We start from the raw sequence: 12,568 nt of genomic DNA on the forward strand, positions 1-12,568 counted from the left end.
CCAAAACTGCCGCAAACTATGCCCGCGACATGTATGCGCCTTCCGCGGTGTCGATGCGAATCTTCTCGCCCTCGTTGATGAAGGGAGGCACCTGCACGACCAGACCGGTTTCGGTCTTCGCCGGCTTGGTCACGCTGCTGGCAGTGGCGGACTTGATGCCCGGCTCGGTCTCGACGATGGTCATCTCGACTACGCCAGGAAGCTCGATGCCCACCGGCTTGCCGTCATAAAAGCTCACGTGAATGTTCAGATTGGGCAGAAGATAATCGACCGCATCGCCCAGCGTCTCGCGTTTCAGCGGCGTCTGCTCAAACGTCTCAGTGTCCATGAAGTAGTAATCGTCGCCGTCGTTGTACAGGAACTCCATCGCGACTTCATCGACGATGACGCGCTCAATCGCGTCGCCGGAGCGGAAGCGGTGCTCGAACATGGCGCCGGAGCGCAGGTTGCGCAGCTTGGCCTGGATAAAGGCGCGCAGATTGCCGGGCGTGCGGTGCTCCACCGAAAAAACGGCATGCAGCACGTCGTTGTGCTTGATGATCATGCCCGGACGCATTTGAGTGGCGGGAATCGCCATAGAAACAACTCCTTCAATTACTTCTGGATCGCTCTGGTATCGCTCTTCGATTGTATCGTGCGGCCTGTCGGGCCTGCGTCGCGGCAGAGGCTACTTGCCGCCGAAGAGACGGTGAAAGAACCGCGCAATCGCACTGAACGGATTGCGCGATGTTTGCGCAGCACTCGCCTGTGACGCTGCCGTTGCCGACGGCTGTGCAGGCCCGTTGTGGGCTGCATCTGCCGCCGTGGTCACGGGCACGGTGCCGTCCGGCAGCGGCGGACCGCTCGCCGTCCCGGTGGCTCCGTTGTAGTCCATGCCTGCGGACACCTGCGTGTGCTGCTGACCGGCTGGTGCGGCGGGAACGGTCGAAGGCACCAGACCCGCGCTGACCGCCTCAGGGAAATCATCGCCTTTGCCCGGCCGGGGGCAACCGCACTGAGTGGAAGGCCGGCTGACCACGGCACGAACGCTGCCCTTCTCGAAGATGATGTGCTGGCCCGGCTTGACCAGGTACCCGGCGCCGCTAAGCTGCTCGGTCACATGCAGGATCGGCGCGTTCTTGCCCAGGTTTTCAACGCAGGTGTCGCCCGCGCTGTTTACGCGCAGGTGCAAGTCCAGCGGCGCCGGATCGGAGCTTTCGATCCGCAGGTCTGGTGTGACCACGGCATCGCTTCGCAGCAGAGGTGCCGTGATCTCCGTGGCGCCATGCTGCAAGCCGAACAGCAGCGGTCGTTGCGCGTTGGGCTGACCATTGGCTGCCTGGGAAAAGCTGACGGCACTGCCGATGCACACACGCACCGCGCCGCCGCGGGTCAGGTCCACCTCGGCGGTTTCTCGGCCCGCGGTCACCGTTGCGTTGTTTTGGATGGTCGACTTCCCAGCCGACACTGAAACCATTCCCTGCACCTGCGCGCTCGAGGTGCGGACCGTCCCAATGCTTTGTGCCGCACTTTCCTGCGCAAGCGACACGATCGCAACCAATGCGAGAAGAGCGGTACAGACCGGGCGCATGTCTGGTTACAGCTCCAGGAAGTTCTTCAGAAGCTGTTTGCCATCGCGGGTCAGAACACTCTCCGGATGGAACTGCACGCCTTCGATCGGCAGTTCGCGGTGACGCAGGCCCATGATGACCTCGCCTTCCGGATCCTGGGTGCGGGCCGTTACTTCAAGTTCGTCGGGCAGCGTCTCAGGCTTGACCACCAGCGAGTGGTAGCGGGTGCAGACCATGCGGGGAGCGATGCCGGTGAAGATCGTCTTGCCGTCGTGGTCGATTTCGCTGGTCTTGCCGTGCATCAGGCGCGCGGCGCGCACGACGTCACCGCCGAATGCCGCACCGAGTGACTGGTGGCCCAGGCACACGCCGAGCACTGGCGTGCGGCGTTGGCGCTGACGCTCCGCGTCGGCGAAATGACGGATCAGATCGATCGAGATGCCGGCCTCGTGCGGTGTGCATGGCCCGGGCGAGATGACGATGCGCTCTGGCTGCATGGCTTCCACCTCTTCGGGCGTCACCTCGTCGTTGCGGCGCACCACGACCTCGGCCCCGAGCTCGCCCATGTACTGGACGAGGTTGTAGGTGAACGAATCGTAGTTGTCCAGCACGAAGACCATGTTCTTATCCTAGCTCCCCAGCGCAGCGCGGCAGATGCCTGCCCCGAACTAACCCAGCCGGACTTCGAGATTCCCCAACGGTGTGATTGAAGAGAATGTCGTCGAATGCCGATGCTATCTAAGTATGTTCGCCCTGCTCCGAATCAGCGCTGCCGTCCTGGCGATTGTGGTAGCGCGCCCTATGGTGGCGGCTCACATCGCCGAAACTGGCGCCGCTGAGGCCGGCGCAGCGGTGCTCGCCGAACCGGCCGGCGACGCTGATGCGGTCACAACTGTGAAATCCGCCTCGCCCGCACCGCTGGTTCGGGTGCTGGCGCTCTCGGCGGCTCGCCTGACCGCTGCAGGACAGGCTGCCAAGTCAGTGGCCGATCTTTCGGTGCGACACTTACCGAGTCCTTCCCTGATTGAGCAGTTGCCAGTGGTGGTGGCGGTGCGGCGCCGCGCGGGCGAACACTGGAACACCACAGATAGCAGCCGTCCCAGCGACTTCGCCCTGTGCTATCGATTTTCTCGAGTGATGGGCCTGCAAGTGGTCCCCGGCGACCTGACACCAAGCAAGCTGCCCACGCCCAAGATGCTGAGCGTGAAAAACCAGGGCAGCGGCATGGGCGTGCTGGTCGGGATGACGTTTCGGCTTGGCAGGATGAGCAAGTAGCGCGCCCAACGCGGCTTGGTACGCTTTCCTGCTTAGCGGTTCCAGCTTGGCCGCGGGACCTCGAACAGGTCCTGCGTGCGGCAGTACCCGCCCGCGGTCCCGCCGCCCATGCGGCCAATCAGGCGAAGCTGAGCGGGATCCAGGTGCAGCCGCTCTATATCTGAGAATGCCGATCGGCGTACGTGTGCATGCTGAATGCGAGCAAGGACGATGGTGTTTGACCCCGCGGGAACCTCCGCATGCACGACACACTCAAACGCCGCAGGAGAACCGGCGATGCGTGGTGGTTTGACGGAGATGCTGTCGGCAAGTGCGAGATCGGCGTAGGCCAACTCGTCCACGCCTCGCGGCGCGTCGATGGCGGTGATGCTCATCGCCTCCGCGAGTTCTTCCGGCACCAGGTTCACGACCAGCTCTCCTGTCGCGCGCAGGTTTGCGAGGCTGTCCTTTCCGTCGCGGTCAGACGCTGCAGAGAACGACACGGCCAGCAATGGCGGGTCGGTGGAGAGGATGTTGAAGAACGAGTAAGGTGCGGCGTTGCGGATGCCGTTTGCGTCCTGTGTGACAACCCACGCGATGGGCCGGGGCACGACGAGTGCGGCGAGCAGCTTGTAGCTGTCCGAAGGCTTCATCGTGTCCATCTGGAAGTGGAGGAACGGCTCAGTGGTTTGCGGTGTCTCGCTCATGCTCGCTCCTCGGGAGTGCGATCTTGGGTCGCGTTATCGGCTGGCCTGGGCACGCGCACGTTCAATGGCACGCACCACGGCTTTGCTCTTGTTGACGCACTCTTCGAACTCGGTCGCAGGCACGGAATCTGCGACGATGCCCGCGCCGGCCTGCACGGATGCTTCGTTGCCGTGCATGAAGAGGGTGCGAATCGCAATGCAGCTATCCAGATTCCCGGAGAAATCGGCGTAAAGAATAGAGCCGCCGTAGATACCGCGGCGCGCCGGCTCCAGTTCTTCGATGATCTCCATGGCGCGGATCTTTGGCGCACCCGACAGGGTGCCGGCCGGGAAGCAGGAACGGAACGCGTCGACAGCGGTCAGATCGGCGCGCAGACGGCTGCGGAGCGAGCTGACCAGGTGCATGATGTGCGAGTAGCGCTCGACCACCATCAGGTCTTTCACCTGCACGGTGCCAAAGTCGCTGACGCGACCCAGGTCGTTGCGTCCCAGGTCAACCAGCATCACGTGCTCTGCGGTTTCTTTGGCGTCGCGGCGCAGGTCTTCTTCCAGACGGGCATCGCTGGCCTCATCGTCTCCACGCGGACGACTGCCAGCGATCGGACGGTAGTCGAGGTGATGATCCTTGACGCGGACGAGCAGTTCCGGCGACGAGCCCACGATGTGAGCGGGCTCGGGTGCGCCGTTTGCACCGCCGCGCGCCAGCGGAAACCGCAGGTAGTACATGTAGGGCGAAGGATTGACGATGCGCAGCGCGCGATAGATCTCGAACGCGTCGACCTCGGGTCTGCAGTCAAAACGCTGGGAGAGAACGCACTGGAAGACGTCGCCGGCGGCAACGTATTCCTTCACGCGATCAACCGCCTTGAGGAAGTCCCTCTTCGGCGTGCGCGGCTTCAGTTCCAGGGCGCCGAGAGCTTTGCGCTTCGGCTTGCGGAGAGGCGCTGGCAGCGGTGCGGTGACCTGCTTCTCCATGCGGTCGAGACGCTTCAGCGCGTTGCGGTAGGCCTTCTCCGGATCCGGCTCACGGAGCAGGTCCGCGGTGACGATCAGGAAGATCTGTTTCTTCACGTGGTCGAAGGCCAGTACCTCGTCGAAGAACATGAGGCAGGCATCGGGCGCGTGCAGTTCGTCGGCGGCGGTGGACGGCAGGCGTTCGATTTGACGCACGACATCGTAGCTGAAGAATCCAACCGCGCCCGACGTGAACGGAGGCAGACCTGGCAGCTTGGCCGGTGTGTGTTCACTGAGCGCCTGCTGCAGCACCTGGAAGACGTCGCCTTCAAAGGTGCGGCTCTTCCTGCCTTGCGTGTCGGTCAGGGTGCGGCCATACGCCGTCAGTTTGCGGTACGGACGCACGCCGATGAAGGTATAGCGACCAACGCGCTCACCGCCCTCCACGGACTCAAGCAGGAACGCCTCGGGCTCGGCCGAAGCGACGCGCAGGAAGGCGGAGACGGGCGTTTCCAGGTCCGCATTGATGGTGCGGAAGACCGGGATCAAAGTATGACGCTTGCGCTTGAGCAGGAGGAATTGCTTCTGGTCCGGCGTTGCCTCTGCAGGGTTGGTCGACGTTGTGCTCATCCGCTGTACTTGACCCAACGGATGATCTCCGGCAGGTTCGGCTTCTTGCCGTACATGAGGATACCGACGCGGTAGATGCGGCTGGTGACCCACAGGATGGCATAGATCGTGATCGCCATGATCACAAGGGAGGCCGCGATCTCATACCAGGGCACCGGCGAGATCGAGACGCGCATGTACATGAGCAAGGGCGTGCAGAACGGGATGAGCGACAGCACACGAGACCAGGGATTGTTGGGCGAGCTCAGGATGAGCGGCAACGCGACCATGCAGCCGGCCAGCGGAAGTACAAGAAACATGTTGAGCTGCTGCAGTTCCTGCTCAGAGTTGGTCATGGCTCCCAGCGCAGCTGCCATGGCGGAGTAAAGCAGGTAGCCCATCAGGAAGTACACGATGAAGAAGATGACCTGAGCCGCGGAAAACGAGATGCCCGAAGAGCCGCCACCGACGTAGTGCGCGATGATGGCGGTGTGCGTGAGCAGCACCGCTGCAAGCATCCAGATTCCGACCTGCGTCAGGCCGACGGAGCCCACCCCGACAACCTTGCCAGCCATCATTTCCAGCGGTCGAACCGTGGCAAGCATGACTTCAAAGACACGCGATGTCTTTTCTTCGATGATGGACCTGGCCACGTTCATGCCGTACAGCATGATGACCATGTACATGAGGAAGAAGGTGACGTAAGCCGCGGCGAAATTTGCGCTGGTATTGTCCTGCTGCCCTGCCTCGGTGGACTCCAGTTCGGCCGGCTTCATCATGTCTTCGACCTGCTGCTGCGAGAGGCCCTGCTGCATCAGGCGCTCGCGCGTAAGCACCGTATCAATCGCATGCTGCACAGAGGAGCGCGTTGCCATGTCGGCCGAGGAACCTTGGCGATACTGCAGCACGGGGCGGCCACCCGCGTAGCGCGGCGGGCTGATCCAGAGGTATCCGTCGAGCTCTTTCTGCCGAAGCAGGTCGTTGAGGTTGGCGCGGGTCCGATCGCTTGGCGGCGAGATGACGTCGATGGTCATCTCTGAGTCTTTGCCGTGTTCCAGCTCGTTCTGCAGGTCGGTGGCGAGCCTGCTATCGGACGAAACAACGGCCAGGTGCGAATTGGACTTGCTGTGCTTGGCAATCAGGATGGAGCCGCCAATGCCTGCTGCCATGAGCACTGGGATCAGGATCGTCGCGATCATGAAGCCGCGGGTACGCACGCGCTCCAGATATTCGCGACGGGCGATCAGAAAGATGTTGCTAAACATGGTCGCTCTCCGCGTGGCACTCAGAAGTGGATCCGTCGGCGTTATGCATCGACGCGACCTCCTACTGCGCTGATGAAGATTTCTTCCAGCGTCGGTTCTTTGACTTCAAACTTCTGAATGCGGACTCCACTGCGCACGGCATCGAGCAGCAGAGGTTGTGCATCCGGCTGCTCGCCACGCAGCGTGACCTCCGCACGTCCCGTGTACTCCTTGACTTCGGCGACTTCGGGGTTGCGCAGGAAGCTGTTATCGCCCTCGTACACCACCTCAACGCGGTTCCGCGGATAGCGTGCCTTCACCTCGCGCATACCACCCTGCAGCACCACTCGACCGCGGTGGATCAGGGCGATGCCGTCGCACATGCGCTCCACCTGGTCCATGCGGTGCGTTGAAAAGAGGATGGCCTTGCCGGCGGAGCGCAATTCCATCATGGTGTCCTGCAGAAGCGCGCCGTTGACGGGATCGAGGCCGCTGAACGGTTCGTCAAGGATGATCAGGTCGGGTTCGTGCAGCAACGCAGCGATGAACTGAATCTTTTGCTGCATGCCTTTGCTCAACTCTTCAGTCTTCTTGGGCAGGGCTTCGGTTATTTGCAGACGGTCGGCCCAGATCTTCGCTCGGCGTTCGGCCTCCATGGTGTTCAAACCGTGCAACCGGCCCATGAAGATGAGTTGATCGAGCACGTTCATCTTCTTGTACAGACCGCGCTCTTCGGGCAGGTAGCCCACCCGCTTCAGGGCGTCGCGCGTGAACGGCCGGTCGAAGAGTTCAACCGTGCCGGAGTCCGGCATCGTGATGCCGATCATCATGCGGATGGACGACGTCTTGCCAGAGCCGTTGGGGCCCAGGAGACCGAACATGGTGCCGGGATCGATGCGCAGCGTCAGGCCCTCAACCGCGACCTTGTTCTCGTAGACTTTTCGAACCTGATTCAGTTGAACAGTAGGCATAGTGAGGGGAAAAAAGCCGCGAAAGTCGCCGGATTTCTGCTGCATCCGAGTTTAGCAGCCCGTTCGGGCGGGAGCCGGGCATAGCGTTCCGTGGCACGTGGCCCGCGCTGCTACCATCGCAGGGATGATCGCGCTCGGAACGCCCGTACAGCAGTTGAAGGGCGTCGGTCCGCGTAACGGCGAGGCCTTGGCGCGCCGCGGCGTGCATACCGTCGAGGACCTGCTGTATCACCTGCCGTTCCGCTACGAGGACCGCCTCCATCCCAAGCCGCTGAGCGAGCTAGTCGCTGGCGAGACGGCGAGCATCATCGCCGAGGTGCGCGGAAGCGCTCTGCTCTACACGCGCAGACAGCCGATCTTCGAACTCACGGTGGGGCACGGCCTGCAATCTCTGACCGCGTCGTGGTTCGGTGGAGTGTATCTAAAAGATCGATTCAAGCTGGGCGACATGGTTGCGCTGTACGGCCGAGCGGAACCGAGCCGGTCCCAGGGTGGCCGGTTCAAGATGATTCAGCCGCAGTTCGAAGTCTTGCCGGCCGCGTCGGGCGATAGCGATCCTCTGGAGCGGCTGCTGGAAGTGGGACGAATCGTACCGGTGTACGAATCGCTGGGCGGCACTACACAGAGCGGCGCACGGCTGACCTCGCGCTGGGCGCGGCGGCTGCTATGGCAGGTGCTGGAAGCGCTTGCGCAGGGGCCGCCCATTCCCGAGGTCTTGCCTTCGGCCATGCTGCAGCGGCTCGGCTTACCAGGCCGTTTGCAGGCGCTGCGCGAGACGCACTTTCCGCCGGAAGGAACGCCGATGCAGGAGCTGCAGGAGTTCCGCACAGCGGCGCAACAACGGCTCGTGTTTGAGGAGCTGTTCTACCTGGAGCTGGGCCTGGAGCTGAAGCGCAAGCGCTTGCGCGAACGAGATGGAACGGCCTTTCAGACGGGTGAGCTGGTGCGCGATGCCCTGAAGCAGGTCTTGCCGTTTCGGCCCACAGCGGCGCAGAAACGCGTTCTGCGCGAGATCGTGGACGACATGAGAAAGCCAACGCCGATGCGGAGGCTCCTGCAGGGTGACGTGGGCAGCGGAAAGACCATTGTGGCACTGCAGGCCGCACTGATCGCCATTGAGAATGGCTCGCAGGCCGTGCTGATGGCCCCGACGGAGATCCTCGCGACGCAGCATTACCTGTCTGCGAAGAAGCTGCTGGCGAAGGGCGCTCGGCGCTACCAGGTAACGCTGTTGACCGGAGCGCTGGACGACGCAAGCAAACGAAGCGCGCGTGCCCGCATCCTGCGCGGCGAGGCAGAACTCATCATCGGAACGCAAGCGCTGATCCAGGAAAAGGTCGACTTCGCCAACCTGGGACTGGTGATCGTGGACGAGCAGCATCGGTTCGGCGTGCGTCAGCGATTCACCCTGATGAAGAAGCCTGGCGGGAACGAGCCGGATGTGCTGGTCATGACAGCAACTCCCATTCCACGCACGCTGGCGATGACCATCTATGGCGACCTGGACGTGAGTGTGATCGATGAGTTGCCGCCCGGACGCACCCCGGTGGTCACGCGCCGCGTCGGACAGCAGAAGGCGTCGGAAGTTTGGGAGTTCGTACGGAAGCAAGTGCAACGCGGTCGACAGGCTTATGTGGTGTACCCGCTGGTGGAAGGTCCGAGTGAGGATCAGCCGCAGTTGGACTTCGCTGCCGAAGCGGCTCCCATCGATACAAAGTCTGCGGCGAAGAAGTCGGCCGCGAAGAAGGGTGCGCGGCGCGGCGCGGCAGCAAAGCAGGCGGCGCTGGCCGGCATGGATGCACGAGCGCCCCTGCGCTCTGCGGTGGAGATGTACGACGACTTACGGCATGGCGCGTTTGCAGATTTGCGCGTAGGCCTGCTGCATGGCCGAATGGCGGCCGATGAGAAGGAAGCCACGATGGGCCGCTTTCAACGCGGCGAGATCGACATTCTGATTGCAACCACGGTCATCGAGGTCGGTGTAGATGTGCCCAACGCGACCGTGATGGTCATTGAACACGCTGAGCGTTTCGGCTTGGCGCAGATGCACCAGTTACGCGGTCGCGTGGGTCGCGGCGCAGCGAAGAGCTATTGCGTTCTGATGACGGGCGAGCGGGTGAGCGAAGAGGCCGAGCAACGGTTGGATGCCATGGTGCGGAGCCAAAATGGGTTTGAGCTGGCGGAGTTGGATCTGCAACAGCGCGGCCCCGGAGAGTTCTTCGGAACGCGACAGGCTGGCATGCCCGACCTGCGCGTGGCCAGCCTGTTACGCGACCGGCGAATGCTGGAGATCGCCAAGGCCGAAGCCCAGGACCTGGCCGCTGGGCGCCTGCACGATATGACCGATGCCGAACGCGAAATGGTGCGGACCCAGTTGAAAGAACAATGGCAGCGCCGGTACGGCCTCGTAGAGGCCTGACCGAAACGCTGCCATGAATGCATGAAACGGGCGGATACGCGTCGCACTCGTTGCGCGGTGTACTCGATAGCGTTACGAAGCACGCTGCATGGCGCTGTCCATCGCCACCACCGGAGACCACGACGGAGCGGATATGACGGCCTTGCGTGGACCCCGCTTCCGCGCAACCAGGATGCGTACGCGTTCCAGCAGCTCCACGGGAGAGCATGCACCCTTGGGTAGAAATGCATCGGCCTCTGAGCCGCGTTCGAACTGCGACACGGTGCCGGAGATCATGAGCGTGGGAACACCGGGGCGCACCACGCGCGCGCGGCGCACCAGTTCGTTGCCGTCGACGTGCGGCATGATCAGGTCACACAGCAGCAGGTCTACCGTGCCCGTCTCCGGCGCCTCCAGCTGCTGCAGCGCCTCCTGTGCGCAACTTGCAGTCAGGACGCGATATCCGCGGGTTTCCAGCAGAAACTTGCGGACAGCCAACGTTTGTTCGTTGTCGTCGACACAGAGGATGACCTTACGTGGGCGCATGAGACCTTTCTTTCCGGCTGTGCCGTTGAGGCGCAGAGCGGCGTTTGACTTGCTCGCGCAAGTCAGGGTGCCGGGTGATTACTCACCCGAAGAAAAACGAGCATCGGCGTTTGCGCTATTGCGGCGCATTGGCCTGAGTTCGGGGGGAATGTCGGAGTTCGCTGCCCGTTACCGCGCAGCACGATCGCGCTGACGCGATCAACGTTCCTCACAGTACGGTCATGTACCTGCCGTGGCAACGGCGAAATTCAGGCGAAACCAGCCCGACGCGATAGGCCAAACTTTCCTACGTCCGCCGAAGCTCTCCCGATACAGGCACTTACCTTCTGCAAGGGATGTGGAAAGCCGCAGGATCACGGACGGAGAAAGCGTCCGGTTGCAACGGGGATGGTGCAGCCGCGAACGCGCACTCGGCACACTCGCCCGGTGTCAAGAGCCGCCTGGACGAGAATGCGGCTGGGGCGATGGACAAACCTGCCCTGCAGGATCGTGACCGCTGTTTCCGGCGGCGCGGCACCGTGCTCGACCAGGTAGCTGATGGCACAACCCGCCGCCGAACCGGTTGCCGGGTCTTCCCCGCCGTAGAGCGGAAGGCGCGCATGCCACGTGTGCTCATCGTGCTGTGCCAGGAAGTAGACGAACTTTGCAGATGTCGCGGACCGCAGAGTCTTCTCCCGCGCGGGGTCGGGTTCTAGCGCGGCCAGCGCTTCGAAAGAGGCGAGCGGAACGACGAGCACCGGCAGGCCCGTGCTGACGATCTGCGGTGGCAAGTGCGGGTGGAGCTCAAGCGTATCTAGCCCGAGGTCGCGATGGAGGTCACCGGGGCCGATGGTGTCCAGAAAGATGGGCTCGGGCTGCTCCATCTCTGCCGTGATGGCCGCTGCGGGATCGGATGAATGCGACTGAGGGAAGCGCACGAGCACTGGCCCCACGTTCAGGTGCAGGATGATCTTCTCCGCGTCGGCGAGCTCGGGCCGGATGGCGCGAAGCCAGCTTGCTGTGCCTAGCGTGGGATGCCCGGCGAACGGCAGCTCCTCCTGCGTGGTGAAGATGCGAACGCGAATGCCCTGCTGCTCTTCCACGGCGCGGTCGCGGGGGAAGACGAACGTGGTCTCCGACAGATTGGTCTCGCGTGCGATCGCCTGCATCTCCGCATCGGTGAGACCGGTCGCGTCGGGAAAGACGGCGAGCATGTTGCCCTGATAGGGCGCGTCGGCAAAGACGTCCACCTGCGCCCAGTCGAGCCAAGCCGCGGTGTCGTTCGCATCCGGGCGCGAGTTTGACATGAAAAGCCTCCCTCGCTATGGTTGCAGCAGATGAAGCATTTCACCACCGCCGACTTCGTGCTCTGCTGCCGCTGCTGTTGCCGCGGAACGGCACGGCCGTCGGTCTGATCGCTTCGACACAGGATTGCACCCGCCGGCCCGCTCAAGCATCAGCTTAGTGGGCTTTCGTTTTTGCGCCAGGCTCATCGAAGCCCCCGAACACAGATCGCCTGGCAAGTCGCACTTCACTTCGCGAGAGGAACTCATGTCACTGCGCATCAACGACACCGCGCCCGACTTCACCGCAGAAACCACCCAGGGTCCCATTCATTTTCATGAGTGGATTGGCGATGGCTGGGCCGTTCTGTTCAGCCACCCCAAAGACTTTACGCCGGTTTGCACCACGGAGCTGGGCGCGATGGCTGGGCTGGAAGCGGAGTTCGCCAAGCGCGGCGCCAAGGTGATTGGTCTGAGCGTTGATCCCGTTGACAGCCATGCCAAGTGGGCGAAGGACATCGAGGACGTAGGCGGGCATCCTGTGACCTACCCGATGATCGGTGACCCGGAGCTGAAGATCGCGAAGCTGTACGACATGCTGGCCGCAGATGCTGGAGAGACCAGCGAAGGCCGCACGCCCGCGCTGAATGCTCCGGTGCGCACGGTGTTTGTCATTGGCCCGGACAAGAAGATCAAACTGCACCTGGCGTATCCGATGACCACGGGTCGCAACTTCGACGAGATCCTGCGCGTACTCGACTCCATGCAGTTGACGGCGAAGCACAAGGTGGCCACGCCGGCGAACTGGAAGCAGGGCGACGATGTGATCATCACCGCCGCGGTTTCCAACGAGGAAGCGGACAAGAGCTTCCCCGGCTACAAGACGGTGAAGCCGTACCTGCGCACGGCGGCCCAGCCGCAGTCGTAAGCAGATTCGGGGCTCCGGCCCCGCATTGAGCACCGGTGGCGAAGTGGCTAACGCGCTGGTCTGCAAAACCAGTATTCGCCGGTTCAATCCCGGCCCGGTGCTCCAAACTTCAGCAGGCAGAAAGGCTCCTCCTCACGAGGAGCCT

12 protein-coding genes and 1 tRNA gene are annotated in these 12,568 nt (G+C 62.8%); 4 read left to right on the plus strand and 9 right to left on the minus strand.

The genetic code is table 11. The annotated features are described in order from the left end of the window. Positions 1-16: 16 nt before the first annotated feature. The 3 genes from efp to OHL12_RS07520 all read right to left on the minus strand — a co-directional run bounded on the left by efp (position 17) and on the right by OHL12_RS07520 (position 2,170). A complete protein-coding gene (gene efp, locus OHL12_RS07510; protein ID WP_263413206.1) occupies positions 17-577 on the minus strand; it encodes an elongation factor P in 561 nt (186 codons plus the stop codon). 90 nt (positions 578-667) lie between these two features. Beyond that, positions 668-1,570 carry a nuclease gene (locus OHL12_RS07515; protein WP_263413207.1) on the minus strand — a complete coding sequence of 301 codons (903 nt, stop codon included), beginning with the start codon at positions 1,568-1,570 and terminating at the stop codon, positions 668-670. Between the two features lie 6 nt (positions 1,571-1,576). Further along, the gene (locus tag OHL12_RS07520) at positions 1,577-2,170 is read right to left on the minus strand and encodes an anthranilate synthase component II (protein ID WP_263413208.1); all 594 of its coding nucleotides are present in this window, start codon (positions 2,168-2,170) and stop codon (positions 1,577-1,579) included. Between the two features lie 124 nt (positions 2,171-2,294). Between OHL12_RS07520 and OHL12_RS07525 the strand changes: the two genes are divergently transcribed. Beyond that, a complete protein-coding gene (locus OHL12_RS07525; protein WP_263413209.1) occupies positions 2,295-2,825 on the plus strand; it encodes a hypothetical protein in 531 nt (176 codons plus the stop codon). Between the two features lie 32 nt (positions 2,826-2,857). Here the strand turns inward: OHL12_RS07525 and OHL12_RS07530 are convergent, their stop codons facing one another. The 4 genes from OHL12_RS07530 to OHL12_RS07545 are packed head-to-tail and all read right to left on the minus strand — an operon-like array spanning position 2,858 to position 7,289. Further along, the gene (locus OHL12_RS07530; RefSeq protein WP_263413210.1) at positions 2,858-3,511 is read right to left on the minus strand and encodes a flavin reductase family protein; all 654 of its coding nucleotides are present in this window, start codon (positions 3,509-3,511) and stop codon (positions 2,858-2,860) included. Positions 3,512-3,544: 33 nt separating this feature from the next. Beyond that, entirely contained in the window at positions 3,545-5,095 is a 1,551-nt protein-coding gene (gene trpE, locus OHL12_RS07535; protein ID WP_263413211.1) for an anthranilate synthase component I, read from the minus strand. Beyond that, positions 5,092-6,339, minus strand: a complete 1,248-nt coding sequence (locus OHL12_RS07540) for an ABC transporter permease (RefSeq protein WP_263413212.1) — start codon at positions 6,337-6,339, stop codon at positions 5,092-5,094. Before OHL12_RS07540 ends, trpE begins: the two co-directional genes overlap by 4 nt. Positions 6,340-6,380: 41 nt before the next feature. Then, positions 6,381-7,289, minus strand: coding sequence for an ABC transporter ATP-binding protein (locus OHL12_RS07545; protein WP_263413213.1), 909 nt, complete (start codon positions 7,287-7,289; stop codon positions 6,381-6,383). Between the two features lie 124 nt (positions 7,290-7,413). Between OHL12_RS07545 and recG the strand changes: the two genes are divergently transcribed. Further along, positions 7,414-9,708, plus strand: coding sequence for an ATP-dependent DNA helicase RecG (gene recG / locus OHL12_RS07550; protein ID WP_263413214.1), 2,295 nt, complete (start codon positions 7,414-7,416; stop codon positions 9,706-9,708). Between the two features lie 72 nt (positions 9,709-9,780). Here recG and OHL12_RS07555 read toward each other — a convergent pair whose 3' ends face one another. After that, positions 9,781-10,233 carry a response regulator gene (locus tag OHL12_RS07555; RefSeq protein ID WP_263413215.1) on the minus strand — a complete coding sequence of 151 codons (453 nt, stop codon included), beginning with the start codon at positions 10,231-10,233 and terminating at the stop codon, positions 9,781-9,783. A gap of 353 nt (positions 10,234-10,586) precedes the next feature. Then, on the minus strand, positions 10,587-11,519 hold the full coding sequence (locus OHL12_RS07560) for a PhzF family phenazine biosynthesis protein (RefSeq protein ID WP_263413216.1): 933 nt from the start codon (positions 11,517-11,519) through the stop codon (positions 10,587-10,589). Positions 11,520-11,763: 244 nt separating this feature from the next. On the opposite strand from OHL12_RS07560, the gene OHL12_RS07565 reads away from it, so the two are divergent. Both OHL12_RS07565 and OHL12_RS07570 read left to right on the plus strand, forming a co-directional pair. Continuing rightward, entirely contained in the window at positions 11,764-12,423 is a 660-nt protein-coding gene (locus tag OHL12_RS07565; RefSeq protein ID WP_263413217.1) for a peroxiredoxin, read from the plus strand. A 29-nt stretch (positions 12,424-12,452) separates the two neighbouring features. Then, positions 12,453-12,528 (plus strand) — tRNA-Cys (locus OHL12_RS07570). The last annotated feature ends 40 nt before the right edge of the window (positions 12,529-12,568 follow it).

It is taken from the genome of Terriglobus aquaticus (assembly GCF_025685415.1).
Lineage (GTDB): Bacteria > Acidobacteriota > Terriglobia > Terriglobales > Acidobacteriaceae > Terriglobus > Terriglobus aquaticus.